Origin of the sequence: Caballeronia sp. LZ003, from assembly GCF_031451465.1 — a bacterium.
Classification (GTDB): Bacteria; Pseudomonadota; Gammaproteobacteria; order Burkholderiales; family Burkholderiaceae; genus Caballeronia.
Window position 1 is genome coordinate 22,100 of record NZ_JARUXJ010000235.1, and the last position, 16,881, is coordinate 38,980.

Here is a 16,881-nt window from a genome sequence, read left to right on the forward strand (position 1 = left end):
GAGGCGCAACGTTTCCCTGTGCCGTGGGCGCTAATTCTGCTACTACACCGGTCCGGTGCGCTTAGTCTGCTACTGCAGACTAGACGTTGTAGCGCGCGCGCAGGCGGACGATGTCCAAATCGGTGCTCGACTGTTTGCGCTCGACACTACTTTCGATGTCTGTCTCGAAGACCGTTGGCATTGCCCCCACTTCGCTGGAAACGAATTGGGCGGAACTCCGATCTTGCGGATTGGAGGAACACAGGAGAACACGGGCCTGACTGAGACAGCAAGTTGCTGCAGGCATGTCATGCGGAACGACTGCTAACGCCGGAAGCAAATGCCCCGCAGAAAGATTGCCCGAACTATGCTGCATTAGCGGAATTAGTGCACCCAGTAGCAGAATTAACGCACCTCTACAGCCAGCGCATTCGGCCAGCCCGGCGATCGCGGCTATCGACGTCCTGGCCGGTGGTCATCGCAGCCTTCGCAACCCAAACAACTAGTGTGTAACCGTCCGCAATACGCCGCCGTACCGTGGTGATTTCCAACGTCAGAAACAGCAGCCTATGACCAATATGATGCGTCGACATTGGCTCTGGGCCAGCCCGCGCGCGGCGTGGAAGCGCGCCACGTGCCGCGGAGACCACTCTTGCCCACCTTTCCGGGCCTAACGAACATCGTCATCTGCGCAACACCTATCCGCCGCGCACGCGCCTCTTCTCGGCCTGCACATAGGTGGAGTGGTTTGCAACGACGTGTGAACGCCAAATTGACTGAATAATTGCTCAGGTGCATTGATACGGATGCTTGACTGTATGAAAGCGCCGCACTAATTTCCAGCAGCAATCGCGCGGCGAGCACGAAACATGGATTGGTTGCTTATCGAGGTGAGCAAATGGTTGAGGCGATTTGGAGCTTCGGCCGGATTGAAGCACCTCAACACATGTAGACCTCTGTAATGCGGTACCAACCCGCGAATATCAGCGTGATCCACCGTCGAGACTTACTGCTACGCCGCCCTCAGGGAATTCGGATGGCTAAGGGAATCTGAAAACCGATCTCAAATTGACATGGGAAGTCATATCAATTAACGGACCTCTACACCAGGTTTCACATCCCCGCACGTCTCGAAGCGGGCACGGTGACCTATTGCCAACTTTTCAGTTTGAACGAAGCAGTTTGAACGAAGCGCCTCCGCCGGCACGGACGTTGCGCGTGATACCTTTCTTACAATCAGACTAATGAAGCGCCGCGTCCAAGCGCAATCGTGCACATGGCTTCCGCACTTATCTTCGAAGAAATCTTCAACACCGCTCCGACGGGCAGTTACCTCCTTTCTCCTTCAACGGACGCAATCATTCTCGCGGTCAATGACGCCTTCCTGAAGGTCTCGACGCTTCGTCGCGAAGACATGGTCGGGAAAAGCCTTTTCGACGTCTTCGCAGACAATGCCTCGGATCCGGACGACACTGGCGTCGAAGCGCTGCGAGCGTCGATCGCGCGAGCGATCGAGACCGGCGAAACACAGGCGATGCCGCTGCAGCGCTTCCCACTTTGGATAGCCGCTGATGACGGAAGCACCCGTTACGAAGAACGGTTTTGGAGTGCGGTCAACACACCGATCTTCGATGCTGCCGGGCGCTTGTTGTGTGTTTCTCACACCACAACCGATGTTACAACGGCGCACCTGACCCGGCAGGCCCTCGCTGCAAGCGAACAGCGATTTCGCAGCTTGTTTGACGCGATCAACCAAGCGTTCTGCGTCATCGAGCTGTCGTTCGATGAGAATGGAGAGGCGTCCGACTACAGTTTTGTGATGGCAAACGCCGCATTCGAGGCGCACACCGGGCTTGGAGACGTCGTTGGAAGGCGTGTCTCGCAGCTCATTCCTGGCCACGATCGCCATTTCTTCGACATCTATGGTGCGGTGGCAACCAATGGCCAGCCCGTGCATGCACGCAGAGAGGCAACAAAGCTCGGACGTTGGTTCGATATTTACGCCTTCCGTCCCGACGTCGCAACACCGCGCCAAGTTGGTGTACTTTTTTCCGACATTACAGAGCAACGTACGAGCGAGAAGCGGCTGCTCGCGAGCGAGCGAGACGCGCACGCTGCCGCGCGTAAGGCCCTCGACGCTACGCGTCGCCTCGATGCAGTATTAGAGGCCGTTCCAGTCGGCATCGTCGTTAGCGACAAAGTCGGCGCTATTGAGCGAGTCAACCGTTCCTTTGTTCGCTTGTGGGGAGAAAACCATCCCCGCCCGGTGCAAATCGGTGATTTTAAACAGTGGAACGGGTCTTGGGCCGATCATTCCGACCGGCACGGCCAACCGCTTGCCGCTGACGAGTGGACGACGGCACGCATTCTGCGCGGTGAGGACGCTTCACGGGACATTGTCTCTATTGAAAGCTTCGATGAGCCACCCGATCGGCATACGCTTCTAAGCACGGGCGCGCCGATCATAGACGATCACGGTGAAATCGTTGGTGCAGTTGTCGCCCAGTTAGACATCACCGATCGGATTAACGCTGAAGAGGAACTGCGGTTGGCAGACAAGCGCAAGGACGAGTTCCTGGCGATGTTGTCTCACGAGCTGCGCAACCCTCTCTCGCCAATAGCGAGCGCAGCAGAGCTAATGCGAGTGGCACCCAACGATGCACAACGGGTCAGCAAGTCATGTGAAATCATCTCTCGGCAGGTGAAACACATGACCGGGCTCATCGATGACCTTCTTGACGTTTCGCGGGTGACGCAAGGGCTGATCAAACTCAACATGGAAGTGCTCGACGTCAATCGGGTAGCCGCCGATGCGATTGAGCAAGTCAGGCCGCTCGTCGAGCGGAAGAAGCATCGTCTGTCGCTGCACACTTCCTCGACGGCGGTATTAGTGCGGGCCGATGAAAAGCGGCTGACTCAGGTATTTGTCAACCTGCTCAACAATGCTGCTAAGTACACGCCGGACAACGGCACTATCGACTTTACAGTCGCCGCCGAACGCAAGTTCGTTAAGGTCACTGTCGCTGACAACGGGATCGGAATGACGCCCGAGGTGGCGGCACGCGCATTCGACCTATTCTCTCAAGGCGAACGCACTTCCGATCGCTCGCAAGGCGGGCTTGGAATCGGTCTCGCGCTGGTTAGAAGCTTGATGCAACTTCACGGAGGAAGCGTCCGAGCCTTTAGCTCTGGGCCTGGACGAGGCAGCCGATTCGTCATGTGCCTTGAGCACGTGGAGACGTCCGGCGCGTTACGAGACCAGCAAATGCAAGAGCCCTCAACCACACCGTCACTTACCCAACTACGCGTGCTGGTCGTCGACGACAATTTGGATGCCTCGGAGACGCTCGCGATGCTGATGGATTCGCTCGGCAATGAGGTGCGGGTGGCGTCGAACGGTAATGCGGCTCTAGCGGAAACGGAACAATGGAGCCCGGACATTTGTCTTCTAGACATTGGCTTGCCAGATATGGACGGGTATCAGCTGGCGTCGCTATTGAAAAAGCGGCAATCAACATCCGGCGCAGTCCTCGTCGCGGTGACTGGTTACGGCCTGCAGCAAGATAAAGAAAACGCGCTGGCAGCAGGCTTCGACTACCACTTTGTCAAACCGCTAGACGTTGGCAGGCTGTTTTCGTTGCTTGGTGACCTTGCCTCACACCGGCGACAGGATTGATCCGGTAGCCCAGGACGGCAACGCCGCGCGACAGCCCGCCGCACTTAGGGGTACGCTTTCAAACTTCACCGGTGAGCTGTTCAAGCAATTCGACTAACGCAGTCGCGGGGTTGCCTTTCTGACAATAGCCGTCGAAGTCGCCTGCCGGGGCCCGCTGCCGAACAAAGGCCTCGTCGTGCGCAGTTAGGGCGACTATTACGACGTCTTTGAGAAGAGGCTCAGATCTGAATCGTCGCGCCACCGCAAACCCGTCTAATTCGGGCATAGATATGTCGAGGAAAACCACGTTCGGCACCCACTCCAACGCGGTGCAAATAGCACTTGTACCCCCATAGGCAGCCTTCGAAGTTGTGCCAAACAGTCCGAAATACGCGGTAAAACCGTCTGCGGCATTCACATTATCGTCCACCACCAGCACTCGCAGGCGGTTGTCGCGGCGCACCACGAGACGACTTGTCCAACGGCGCGCATAAGTGCTGAGGACGGCATCGGTGTATGGATTGCTTATGAACATACAAAAGGTAGCACAACGAGGTCCGGAACGAGCGGCGTATTTGCTGCTTAAGGCTTCCCGCAAAATCGCAAAGATCAAAGCGCATACGTTTGATTTTGACGGCATCCTGAACGCTAATGGGCTTCCAGCAAAGCTTTCCATTCCCACAACTCATCAGTACACGTGAAAACGACCGGCCCCATGGCCTTCCCGGCGCAACAGACGGACCAGCATCCGCGCTCCGACGAACGGAGGCTCCAGGCGCACTGGTCGATCCAGTGCATCAAGTTCTGTTCAGCCTCGCTGACCTGCCGCGGCCGATAGTACGCACTCCATCTGGCAATGCCGACAAGCTTTGTTTGCTGCGACGCCGGTAACTGATGGCCACGGTCAATCATCGCTTTGCGCTCAGCAATCCCGCCTTGTTAAGCGCGCCGCTTAGAAAATCATTTTCCCGAGAAAGCCTGCCGATCTTGGCGTGTAGGGTCTTCACCTCTACCGGAGGCTCATTCGATGTCACGTCCGCCGTTCCAAACACGTCGGCCGCACGCTCCTGCAACTGCCGTTTCCATTCCGTGATCTGTTCGAATGCACATCAAACTGCTGCTCTAGCTCGCAAGCGTGCGCTCGCCCTTGATGCTCGAGTGTTGTTCCGTGCGCCTCGCATGCGGCGATGTCAGTCGGAGTACAGCCAGATGAGTGAAATTCCAATCGGTAACTCCTTGACAGATGAATCCGAATGAATATTGTCTGCGTCGCTTGGGGTTCGCTTTTGTGGAATCTAAAGGGCTTCCCAATCGTCGGCGAATGGCGCGACGGCGGCCCGCTTCTCCTCTTGGAGTACGCCCGACATTCGGACGGGGAGATTATCAGTCTCGTCGTGCTTGAGGGCGCACCCGTACAACCAACTTTTTGGGCACCGGTTCTGGTTGATTCGCTTAGTTCCGCACGAGAAGCGTTGCGGATCCGAGAAGACATCCGCGCGAATTTTGACGAATGATTGGCAGTATTCCGGGGCCTGAGGGTATCGAATACGAGCAATCTCGGACGCTGACCGAATGGATGGACCGCACCGGGGCAGACGCCGTCATCTGGACGGCGTTGCCAGCAAAGTCGCGCGGTCACAACGGTCGAGTACCGAGTGTGGATGAAGCAACTGCCTACCTGCGGTCACTGCATGGCGACGAACGGACGCGCGCCGAAGCTTATATTCGCCAGACACCGGCGAGCATCGCACGCCCTTTCGGGCGCACTTCGAAACAGTATTGGGCTGGCACCCCGCGCAAGAACGCAAGCGAGGTTAGAACGCTGACGTTGTTAGCGGGCGGTGCACAGGTGTGCATTTACGTTCACTGGCGGCTCGTCGTCCTTGAAAGGTCCACGAGGCACAAATTCGTCGACGACGCCAGGCTGAAATATCAAGCAGAAGGTTGAGCCGCCATATTGGAAGTAGCCTAGCTCATCGCCCTTCTTCACACGTTGCCCTTCAAGCGCCACAATGTTGCAAGACGACACTTCGGCCATGCCAACGAACACACACGCAACCTGACCGACCTCGCGCCTATCTGCTTCAATGACGATCACCGCCCGCGTCGCGACTGCAGTTATGTAGCCTTGCGAATCATTAAGGCTGCTAGGTTCTTCACCTTCCGATTCGGCATCTGAATAGTAGGTCCCGTCCACCAGATAAGCTTTGACGATTGTCCCGCTAACGGGCGCGTGCCAGCGATGATAATAAAACGCGCTCAAGAACGCTTGGTAAATTGAACCGCCCTCAAAACGTCGCGCAAGCTCCAGCTCGTTCGCACTGAATATCTCGGCCAATGAGTATGGCTGTGACTTGATCCAAAACGAGTCGCGAAGCTGTACGTCATGTTTAATGTTGTAAGGAGATGCCTCGCAAGCACTTACAATCACGCGATCATCGTTTGGCTGGGCAACCGGGCGCACACCCGATTTGAACTCGCGCGTGAAGAAATGATTCCATGACGCGAAGCCCCGGAAGGGCTTGTTCGGGTCGCAGATGAACTGCGACAGCCCAATCTTACTGTCAGCGGCAGGGCTGAACCACCCGGTGGACGGCTCATCGTTAAGATGCGTGCGAGAGTACGGTCCAGACAAAAACCCGGCCCACACGTTTAACACCCGTTTCAGATGCGCGTTGAATGCCGGATCTCGAAAGAGCGCATAGCCGGCGGGCATAACCATTGGCCAGTCGAACAAGGCGTTCACGGGACAATGGATCAAACTCGACTCACTGAATGGCGGCGCGTAGTGCAGCATCGCATCAAGTAGCACGATCAATTCTTCGATCGATGAGTAGCCAAGTCGATAACCGATCTCCAAGGCTTGCTCGATCGCACGCGTCAGATCCATTCGCACGACGGCATCATTACGGATGAATGACGCGAGGTCGGCCACAGATCCGTTCAATGGAGCCACGCTCTCGCGCGCTTGTGCGGCCGCGGCGAACTCCAGCCGGAAACGTACAACGCTGTCCTCGTCGCGCGGTAGCCAATCACCCAACCGTCGGCGTTGATTACCTTGTGTGTTTTGTGCATTCTTCAAATTACGCTCCGTTCGTCTAAGCGCGGTCCACGCGAGCACACGCATTTGGCGATTATCTCGCGTCTGTCCAATTCTTTTGGTACATTTTTTGCTGCCACCGAACTGTTCGTCTATTTCAGCTGTGCTATGCGCAACGGAAAACGCCCAAAGCTAGTTCTCTTCCCGTTCAAATCTGTCGCACCGGCGGCCGGCTTGACCGAGAACGACTTCGCTGTTTACGCGTCCTGCCGCGGCACTCGCGAAAGCGGCTTTCACGGCACGTTGAAGGTGATGCGCAAGACGGCTTCCAAGCTGTTATATCCGTTTGATGGCGCTTCGCCGATCGGGCCCTTACACGGGGCAGGACGAGGCGCTCGCCGCTGCCCAGCAACTCGGTGAAAAGATCGTCGCTGGCGATATTGCAAACCCCGAGCTATAACGGTTTCCGACGTCCCTATGAAAGCGGCTCCGAGCGAATCTCACTTTCAGCTGACCCGACATGGAGTCGCGTTCGCGATACTCAAAGATGGTCTGCGCGTTGAGTGCGTGATCTTGTTAGAAGCGTTGCAACAGTGCTTTTGGCTCGACCTCCCGGCTCACGATGAACGCATACGGCAGTGCTTTGTAGACGGATATGCTCGCGTCCGCGCGGTGGCGGAACGAAAGTCTCGGGTTGCTAGCTCCGACATGATTCGCCTGACGCCGACGGACTTTCTCAGAAGATGAGATGACCGTCTGGGCGGCGACCACTTAGGCGCAGCCGAAGATGTTTGCGCTCTTCTTGCGTTCTCGAGCTTGTTACCTCCGGCGCGGTCGTCGGTTCCAATGGATCACCAAGACTTTACGTATCCGGAGAATGCCTCCCCAATCATGAAACGCGGTCCGAATCGAATCGGGCCAAGTGGTCATCACCCAAAAGTCCCCGTCCAACTGCCGCTTTGCGTTGATGCCGGCAAGACGCTCCGATGCGAATGTTTGGGGCGCGGCGGTGTATACTCGCGCTTATCGCATCCTGTCAGAGCAGCCCATCTCCACCTCGCTTTTTCGTTATTGAAGGCGACCTCGAAGACCCGGTAGCCGCCTGGGACGCGCTTATACAATCTGTATCGATTGCTGGAAATGCTGTCGTGCACCTCAGTGGCATCAGACAACGCTTGCGACAGGCCAAGCCAACTTGCCCCCGTGGGGTCGCCGGGTCGATTCAATGGGACTCAATCTTGATCACATCAAGGCGATAGACAGAGTCCTCGGCCCAGCTCTGCACCTCATATGGACTCCGGCATCCAAAGATGCCTTTCACCGCTACATCATCGATAAAGATGCAGCCGGACCAAAAACCGCAAGAAGTGCAGTAGATCCTCAGATATGTTAGCGGACGCATGATTTTCCCTGAGGGCCGAGGATGAGGTCAGCATACGCTAGTCAATAGCGAAAAAGCTCTTGTGACCGACTTGGCTTGTTCCGCGTTATGCCGTGCGCCGGCGAGCGACGCGAACAGGACGCAATGCGCGAAGCGCGTACCAGCACTTTCCGCATGCGTCCCTCTAGCGACCCGGCCAAGCTGGGCGCTCCCTTCCCTTCGCGATCAGACCATCGCTCGGTGCGGCAGTCACCCTGCTGCAGGCAGCACTCGAATGTCGGCGCCAGGACGAACGGCGTGCGCGAAAGCGATTGCCGCGCGCTCGTCGTCGACTAAATTGACAGCGACCCCGTCACCGGTCGGAATCTCGACCTGCCAGCGTCCATCAGCGGCCGGTCGAACGATGACCTCGGTGTCATCCGCGCCTTCAGGTGTAAGCATGTAGACTAGGTTCTCCAATATGGAAAGAATATTGCACTCGTTCTTCGAGCGACGGAGCGCCTCATACAAATCAATCGGCTAAGAAGCACGGCGATCTAATACAGAGAGCAGTTGCCTAAGCGCTGCAATGAGTACGCCGGTCGGTCAATGCTGAAAGACCGAAAAAGGCGAACCTCATGGACGTCACCATCACAGCCCATGAAGCGGCCCACACAGGAGACCGAACCTGCACAGGTTCAAGTCCTATGCGGACGACGGTGCTAATAGCTTCCGCGAAGGTTATGTCATTCTCCGTACAGCTCGCGTCCTCGCGCACGCATTTCCAGTCTTACGGGCCTAGACGCTGTAATGCAGGCAATCGTTGCTGCCCTTCCCCGCCAACTACGATACGCTTATTGGCGAACGGTTCGGCGATACGTGAGTGCCCGGTGTCAGCTGCTACGAACGCGACGACATACATCGCGCTGGTTGCACGACTCACTCAATGTCGTCCGCGTAACAACGTGCCGCCGCTTCGAGCATACGCTGCTTCTCCGCCTTGACGTAGATCGAGGTGATTTGCACGACCTGCGCGACGGCGCGTCAGCGCCTGCTCGAAACATATTGGCGAACCCATATGGAAGAATTTTGACTCACTATGCTCCACGCAAAATTTTGGTGAGCCGCTTCTGACGTCAGAAGTTTTCCCGGCAAAGTCGGCCGTTCCATCTAATTCCTGAGCCATCGAGCCGGTCTCGGGCAGACTGAATCGGGAAGCCAGGTTCGCAGAGCTTCGAAACACCGGGCACTCGGAATGCGGTATGTCAGATGTTGCGCGGGTGCATCGCTACCGTGACTCTTCAAATCGCTGGCGACGCCGCAACTGCCCGACGCAAGTCGACGTGGAAAACAGGGTTGAATAATAGGAACAGTTTTGCGCCCGCGTTGACAGCAATGAACACAAAGTAAGTCGCCAAGCTTTTGCGAGGCGAAGCTAGCTCCTGCCAGCGCGCCATTTGTGGAACCTGAGCATGCTATTGTCGCTTGAAGCTGCTGATCTCATGCATGGCACCCCAGCTCCCGGTCCGTTTTCCCGCGAGGGATGGATCTTTGAAGTCAAGTACTTATGCGCACCCTCTCGGGTGTTGCGTTTCATCGTCCGTTTGGTGGCTGGTCTTTGCGTGAGCCGTTGCGTTTCATCTCGTGGTCCCTGTTGCTTTTGAACTCACGTGTCCTTATATCTAAGAAGAGGTGTCGCGCTCGGTTGTGTTGCGTTTCGAGTAGTTGGCCCTGGCACTAAGCGGATCGGAGCACCAGGGCACCATCTACCAAATCGACAATTAACGGATCACACTGCGCGATGTAGTTTTCGTCATGTGATGTGAATAAGACGACACCATTTTCCGCCACAGTTCGAAGGAACTCTGTTACAAGGGAAAGCGAATGCTCGTCTAAACCGTTACTTGGTTCGTCGGCTACGATAATGCTCGGGTCACCGATCGAAGCTGCAGCAATCATCAACTTTCGTTTTGTGCCAAATGATAGATCTTTTATCTTTGTATTCAAATGCTCCAACAGCAAAAAACGATCTAACAATCGGAGAGATGTCGCTCCCACGGAGCAGCACTTTATTTGTGCAACGAGATCTAAGAATTGCTTTCCGGAGAGGAAGTCATATACCGGACAGCTGTCGGGAATGTACGCCAACTTCCGCTTTGCAACGGTCGCACGCGTTCGAAGATTGATGCCGTGGAGCAAAACTTCACCTGAGTCTGACTCGCAGACCCCAGCGATAACCTTTATAAGAGTCGACTTTCCGACACCGTTCTTGCCCTTCACGCAATGCAGGCCTTCCGAGAATTCGAAAGAAATGTCCCGCAATACCTGTTTTCCACGAAAAGACTTGAAGATATGAGATAACGTGATCACTGGTAATATTCCTAAATTGCGCACTGGATAGCAATCCATGCACCGGAAATCAGTATGCCGACCACTTGACGTTGGTGTACGTAGTGGACGAGGGGGTAGCGGAGCACGGCTAGTAAAAAAGGAATACTGATCATGGCCCCAAGTTCCCGTGCGCCTTCAAGACGCCAATCTACATGGGGAAGCACCACTAGTAGCGAAACCGCTAACAAGGGCACTGTGGCGACCGAAACCGCAACGATATCGCCAACTACCTGAGTACGGCTCGAAAATGGTAGCGAATCCATATAGCTCTTACTCTTTTCGTGCTCGCGGGACAGCCCTCGAAAACATCCTGCCATCAACAGCGCCACAGCGGCGTAAGCGACTAGAAGAAGTCCATATGTTTTTCCGTCGAATTGCCATATGAACATCAGAGCAAGTGCGCAAGTGACGAGAACAGTAGTTACCACAAGACGCCCTAAGGTCGCAGTCTTGTCTTTTGCGAACAAAATCACCAATGACAGAGTAGTGTACGTCCGCAGCGATAATTGCTTGGACCTGGCGCTGAATGAAGGTGACTGGCTACCCATCCGTAAAGCGGATACCCATGACTGGTATGATCGGCGAGGTGCTAAAAAGAGAGAAAAACCACAAAGCATTAGCGAAATAACCCAACACCAATTCATTTCGCCGAAAAACTCTACGCTGATTAACAGAGATATGACAGAACACGCCGCGCCGAGTAAGCTTGGCCAGCTTTCTTCGATGAAAGCTACTTGTGCGGCAAGCATTGTGCCCGCCCAACCAGCAACGTTCCCAAGATAGGCCGATTCTCCGATTCGACGTGGCGCAACGAAAACTGCTGCGAGATATATAAGAAACAGGGGTGTGCTACTCACTGCAACAATAAGTGTATTTATAATGCGTTCGCGAAGTTGAGGCGCGGGCAAGGACTGAGCGTACTTTGCGAACTCTCCTCCCGAAATGGCGGCACGCTGGGCGCCAGTGCAGATTAGGCTGGCAACAACCAACCCAAGCAGGCAATACATTCTTGATTCGATACAACCTGATCCGTCTGCGAGCAAAGATATTGGCTTAGCTAGCCACTCTCTTTGTTCGCCCGTTGGTATCAACTCTGGCGAACAAACGGCCGCGACGAGAAGCACGATCTTCCAGTGCCCGCTCAGCAAGCCCTTGGTTTCTCGCAAATAATAACGAAGTCGTATGCCAAGCATGATCTTTTGTAATCAATTAGGGTTAGACCTTAGTCATAGATGTCCCGCCGAGTTTGCTGGGTCGCCATGTTTTTCAAGAAGTTTGAACGCATGTTCGGGGCGAACGAAGAATCCTGTTATGGCTTGTCTTGGCCTACTTGCTTGAGCGCTTACCCCCGAGATGCTATGCGGCACGCCAGCTCGAACTAAGACCATTCTGTTTGGCAAGGGCGTCAGAAATACGCCTTGTTCTAATCGAGTGATATCTTGTTGCGAAAATAGAAAATGCCCACCCCAATCTGCCTTCCACTCGCTATGAAAATACATTGAAAATGCGCATGCATAGTGCACTTCGTCCGTATGAAACATTAATCCTCCGGCTGCACCGTAGTCGAAACGACTCGCCATAATGGCGATCCAGTCTTTGTTGAATGTTCCAGCAATTCCGGTACGAACCGCTATATCGCGGGCCGCATCGATTACGTGATCTATCCTTGTGTCAGTTGGATAAAGCTCAATCCCCGAAAATGGGGAAGACGGTTTATTGTGCGGTCCAACCCAGATAATGACGCGAGATTGAGATGGATTGTTATATGTGTTTTTTGTCCAAATACCATAGGTTCGCTCGATCGACGGAGAGATTGATTGTGGGGCTTCCAACTGCTTAACTAGTAGAGAAAAGTCGGGCTGTTCGAGAACGTTGTCCACACACACCACGGAATTGTCTAGATAGCTTGAAAAGAATGTCATCGCTATTCGGCCGCCATCTTTTTGGAACGAAGATCAGGCAAGGCGTCGAAGAGATCGGAGCGTTGCTGCTTTATTGAGTTAAACATTGGCCGGGCATTTGAAGCGCCCGCCTTATGTCCGCCAATTTGAAACGCGGTGCGACGAGCAATATACTTTGACAATGGGACGGCCAAGTCTCCAGCAAGCATTTGTACGCGCGCGGCGTCGCTCATCGCCAAGTACCACCAAGAAGCTGCCTCTACTGTAGGTCCAACAGTTAAAAAGCCATGGTTCGCAAGGATTATGGCCTTTCGGTGCCCCAGCGTGTCGGCGACCAACCGTCCGTAGCCCGAATCGGCAGCCACTCCATCGAACGTATTTAGCAATACATGATCTTCATAGAAAGCACACGCATCCTGGGTGACGGGAGCCAATTCCTTTCGGAGGCTTGAAAAGGCCTTTCCATACGGACAATGAACATGGACGATAGAGTTCACGTCTCTCCGCCGTTCATAAATGTGCGCGTGGAGTTCTATACCAGAGTCGTTCACGCTTCCGCGACCGCACAGCGGCTCACCGGACAACAAGACGGGCCGGAGGTCCGATAAACGCACATCGCCAAACGGGATTTCTAGCGGGTTCATCCAAAAAATATCGGTATGCTCGGGATCGCGCGCGGTTATGTGGCCCGATAGGCCGTATGAAAAACCGAAACCATTGAATATCTGTAACGCACACACAACTGCCTGGAGCGTTTCAGCTCGAGAGTCGTTCAGTGATATAAGGTTTGTAGCAGTTATTTGCATGGTTGGACGTCATCGATGACGCATTACAGTTCTCAGAATTTTCCGCGGGCCGTAATAGGACCTGACTCGGGGCTCGTGCCAAGATGTTCAGCGGGAGGTGTCGGATCGCCATTGCATTGGCGACATTTCCTTTGATCTCGGGCCGCGGAATTGTCGAATACAGTCGCCCCAGTAGGTCAGCAGGCCACACACCGGTTTTGGTTTAAAGCCAACGATAGCTGTAACTCGCTGTTGTACGTCAGGATGATCGAGGCATGGACCAGGCACGTTGGGAAGTACGTGATGCTCAAGGTGATACGTTCCAGAGCGGAAAATCAGGCGCTCGTACCACATGGCCACTCGATATGTCCGCGATGCGAATTTGTCATTCGCACTACCGTATTCCAAACCGTAGTGAGCAGTGTTCTGAAATGCTCCCCAATATAACGTGAAGAGGCTCTTACATACGAGAAATTTCCACCCACCAAGTACGAATAGCAGCAGCGTGTAGAGTGCGGTGCTGAGCTGGATAGCCCAATAAGATGGGTTGTCGTGGCAGCTTTTGGGGAAGCTTCGGGGAAGTAGATGGAACCGGCTGTTAAACAAGTAAAGGTAACCCACGAGTTCATGCGTTATGCAAGCTTGCCCCAGAAGCGACGCGTAATAAAATAGCCTGCCGCGTGTGCCACTTCGCGAATAATCGCCATCGAGTACCAGTAGTCCGTCTCTTTTAGTCCGTCCATAACGATGGTGCGCCATATGTGACCAACGCAGAAAAATGAAGTTGTGACCAAAATTCGCAAACCCGATGGCCCCCAACAACAAGTTCGCGGTCACATGCCGTCCCTCAGCTGGATAGAGTGTCCCGTGAACTGCTTCATGGGTACCATGATGCACACATATCATTGCGATAAGTGTCATTGGGATAAAGTAGCTTGGCAAAAACATCGACGCGGGGATGACGCAGCAAGCGATACAGTACATCGCGAAGTAGCCGATTGGGGGCTTGAGCGCGACTCGAATAGACGAAGCCATTGATGCTCTCACAAGTTGAGTCAGTGTTCGGCTTTGATCTGCAGGAGGCTTTCCAAATGCTCTGCTGCAACGCTCACCCGCCGTTGTATGGCAGACCGGAAAAGCTGGTGATTTGCTTCTTTCAAGTTTGTGGCGATGTCCGTTAGGCCTGAGATGACTTCGGAAAGACCTTGCTCATACATGCCGCCGAGCAGAATAGCCTCTTCAAACCGTTCCAACGAATGAGGCTCGGTGATCGCCGAGCGACATTTACGCAAGAAGGGCGTCCAATTTGCAGAGGCGAAGTCGTCGCGCCAGTCCACGATATCGTCAGCGAACTGGGTAAGAAAAAGAAATCTTTTAATGGTAGCTTCGACGTGCTCATCCAACGCACCCCGAGCGCTCGCAGCGAGCGCCTGCGCTAAAAACAAGAATGCATTAGATCTTCCCCACATATGGAAGAACTCTCGCTTCTCACAGTATTCAACATCTTTCGATGAACGGTAGCAATTTTCCTCGCTCAATGCTTTTTGGGCGTCTGCAAGCGCAACCGTAAATTGATTTACGACGAGTATCGATACGGTCTCGTCAAAATTTCGGACAAAGCGATGTAATCGAATTGTGGCCATGACTGCCAATCGTGCGATATCAGAAACGGAACCGTACCCGGGGCTATCGGAGGCGGGCGCTTTTTGGGTGTCAAAAGAAGCATCGATTGAGTAGTACATGGCGGACATATACGTATATGTTGCAGCCAATTCCTCAAATTCGCTGTGCGAGATATGCGGGTGCAAGAATGCTGCCAACATGCGAACGTGATGCACGAAGGCAGGAACTCCATCAGCACAACCCGTGCAGACGTTAATTATTGATTTTTCTGATTCACCAAAATCCCTTTGTATCCATTTTTTCATCATACTTAAATCTGATGCTGCTTGTTCTGTCGCAGAAATCCTAATCACGGCGGCGGGAGTATGTGCGTTCACGTTCTATAACATGAATTAATTTAAAATGCAGCTGCGGCCAATGCGTGGGTTAAGAAGGGCCATGGCCTAGACCACGGCCCTTAGGTCTAATTCACGGCCTCACCTTAGCCCGGGCCATATGCCGGAGTGATGCACGAGAGCAGCGGTTTGCCTTCTTTGGTTCTCAGTTTCTCCAGCAAGGCCTCACGGCGCTCGCGCTCGGTATGATGAGATTTCAATTCGTCGACATCTGATGTGCAGTCGTCTGAAACCAGACCGACTTCCGATTGCACTTTCAACATTGCTAACCTCCAGATAATGCAACAAAAAACCACTCATTCGCTACAAGATGCGAACTTCATGGACAGAAAAATAGAGGTCTCCTAGCGCAAACGCCTTTGACTGGGTTAAGTACTCCATCGCTACCGAGCTACTAGTGAACTCGCTCAACGAGTTAAGATCGGAAAACAATAAGCGAATTTCAAAAGCTTCGCTGGCGCCCGCGCCAGTGGTAAACTGAACTTCGAGAAGACCGCAAGTTCGTGACCCGTGCCTAGAATGCCAGTCGTCAGCGAGACGAAAGAGTTTTGGCCAATTGTTTGAATCGGAATATCCGCAAATAATCTGGGCGTACATATGATTTTGCCTAAGTCACTTTCGCACATAGTGAATGGCGCTGGCGTCAATGTATATCTGCTCGCACAATTCAATCTACAGCTGTTCAGTTGATATCGCAGACGTTTAAAGCGATCGATTTAGTATTGTCATACTTTGCGAACTCAGGCGATTGCTGATATGCAAGGAACGATTCCGTTACATTTGCGGCAGTTATCGCAACGACGTAAGCACAATCGATACGGAAATAAAACCTCGGACGGACAATGGCACCCAGCATCTAGCTTGAATTACACGTTGACGCCTTATATTCGCGCTGCAGCGGCCCCGAAGCTAGCCAACAACTGTACATGCCTGGGCCCCAATTTACATGCTTGAGACGGCTTTATCGAGCCGCAACATTTTCAGTCGTCTTCGCTCTGTGCTACTTAACGCCTTCCGGCTTCTTTGTCGAATCAGCTGTAGCAGCGATCGACGTTCAATCCGCAACAGCCGAGATGGGCCAGCATGCTTTCGGCCTCGCCGTGAGGTACCCGAACATAAGCAAGCAGGGCCGATAATGCCTCGTTTATCCGTGATTGCCAGGCGAGCCTGCCATCAAACTTTTGACCTAGCTAACTTGCCCTTCGAGATATAGTCCTTCGGGCGCTGACGGTGGATACGCCAAGCGCTTCCAAGCGTTTGACGTTTTTGGAAAGTCGAGAAGCAAACTCGCGTCGTAGACAGGACAGGACGAAGGTACTTCTGCAGAGCATTCTTTACAAGGACCTCTGCGCGAGGATGAAGAGCGCACCTGCTGTTTACTCGCTGGGCGTCTGGCGCGCTTGTCTGACCGCGCGCAAAAGAATTGATGATTGCGGGACAGGCAATGGCCGCAACATTTTTTATGGGCTTCAATGGCTTCTCTTGATTGAATAGCAGCCGTACAAAGGTAAGATGCGGCAATTCAGATTGGAGTGAAGCAATAGTATGACGTATACCACTCCTCAAGCGCAACCTTCGACGTCGCGTAAGCGCGCAGAAATGGACGTCTGGAACTCTTTGATCTGAGCGTGCAGGCTATGTCCACTGTTTCGATGAAGTGACCCCCGAAAGTTGGACGGTGTGACAGCTATGCTGTTGCGAGCAGAGACCGGTATGCGACCGGGCTCACGCCTCCTAGCTTCATCTTGATAC

General features: G+C 53.8%; 12 protein-coding genes and 1 pseudogene. 4 read left to right on the plus strand and 9 right to left on the minus strand.

Going from position 1 to position 16,881, the window contains the following annotated elements:
* Positions 1-1,255 precede the first annotated feature (1,255 nt).
* A complete protein-coding gene (locus tag QCE79_RS36135; protein ID WP_309853130.1) occupies positions 1,256-3,655 on the plus strand; it encodes an ATP-binding protein in 2,400 nt (799 codons plus the stop codon).
* A gap of 58 nt (positions 3,656-3,713) precedes the next feature.
* On the opposite strand, the gene QCE79_RS36140 is transcribed toward QCE79_RS36135, so the two are convergent.
* Positions 3,714-4,310 (minus strand): response regulator, encoded by a 597-nt coding sequence (locus QCE79_RS36140; RefSeq protein WP_309853134.1) that lies wholly within the window; start codon positions 4,308-4,310, stop codon positions 3,714-3,716.
* Positions 4,311-5,465: 1,155 nt separating this feature from the next.
* Complete coding sequence (locus tag QCE79_RS36145; RefSeq protein WP_404989496.1) at positions 5,466-6,761, minus strand: phosphatidylserine decarboxylase family protein; 1,296 nt, start codon at positions 6,759-6,761, stop codon at positions 5,466-5,468.
* Positions 6,762-6,842: 81 nt separating this feature from the next.
* On the opposite strand from QCE79_RS36145, the pseudogene QCE79_RS36150 reads away from it, so the two are divergent.
* From QCE79_RS36150 to QCE79_RS36160, 3 genes and pseudogenes are all read left to right on the plus strand, one after another.
* Positions 6,843-6,977: pseudogene (locus QCE79_RS36150) on the plus strand (hypothetical protein); the annotation flags it as partial.
* Between the two features lie 46 nt (positions 6,978-7,023).
* Entirely contained in the window at positions 7,024-7,134 is a 111-nt protein-coding gene (locus tag QCE79_RS36155; RefSeq protein ID WP_309853140.1) for a DUF6723 family protein, read from the plus strand.
* Between the two features lie 17 nt (positions 7,135-7,151).
* A complete protein-coding gene (locus QCE79_RS36160; protein WP_309853143.1) occupies positions 7,152-7,421 on the plus strand; it encodes a DUF1488 family protein in 270 nt (89 codons plus the stop codon).
* Positions 7,422-9,771: 2,350 nt separating this feature from the next.
* Here the strand turns inward: QCE79_RS36160 and QCE79_RS36165 are convergent.
* From QCE79_RS36165 to QCE79_RS36190, 7 genes are all read right to left on the minus strand, one after another.
* Entirely contained in the window at positions 9,772-10,404 is a 633-nt protein-coding gene (locus QCE79_RS36165) for an ABC transporter ATP-binding protein (RefSeq protein ID WP_309853145.1), read from the minus strand.
* An 11-nt stretch (positions 10,405-10,415) separates the two neighbouring features.
* Complete coding sequence (locus QCE79_RS36170) at positions 10,416-11,618, minus strand: hypothetical protein (protein WP_309853147.1); 1,203 nt, start codon at positions 11,616-11,618, stop codon at positions 10,416-10,418.
* A 33-nt stretch (positions 11,619-11,651) separates the two neighbouring features.
* Positions 11,652-12,347 carry a 2OG-Fe(II) oxygenase family protein gene (locus QCE79_RS36175; RefSeq protein WP_309853149.1) on the minus strand — a complete coding sequence of 232 codons (696 nt, stop codon included), beginning with the start codon at positions 12,345-12,347 and terminating at the stop codon, positions 11,652-11,654.
* 2 nt (positions 12,348-12,349) lie between these two features.
* Positions 12,350-13,132 (minus strand): class II aldolase/adducin family protein, encoded by a 783-nt coding sequence (locus QCE79_RS36180; protein WP_309853151.1) that lies wholly within the window; start codon positions 13,130-13,132, stop codon positions 12,350-12,352.
* 87 nt (positions 13,133-13,219) lie between these two features.
* Positions 13,220-14,146, minus strand: a complete 927-nt coding sequence (locus QCE79_RS39630) for a fatty acid desaturase (protein ID WP_404989497.1) — start codon at positions 14,144-14,146, stop codon at positions 13,220-13,222.
* Positions 14,147-14,166: 20 nt separating this feature from the next.
* The gene (locus tag QCE79_RS36185) at positions 14,167-15,111 is read right to left on the minus strand and encodes a hypothetical protein (RefSeq protein WP_309853153.1); all 945 of its coding nucleotides are present in this window, start codon (positions 15,109-15,111) and stop codon (positions 14,167-14,169) included.
* 104 nt (positions 15,112-15,215) lie between these two features.
* Positions 15,216-15,392, minus strand: a complete 177-nt coding sequence (locus tag QCE79_RS36190) for a hypothetical protein (RefSeq protein ID WP_309853155.1) — start codon at positions 15,390-15,392, stop codon at positions 15,216-15,218.
* Positions 15,393-16,881 lie beyond the last annotated feature (1,489 nt).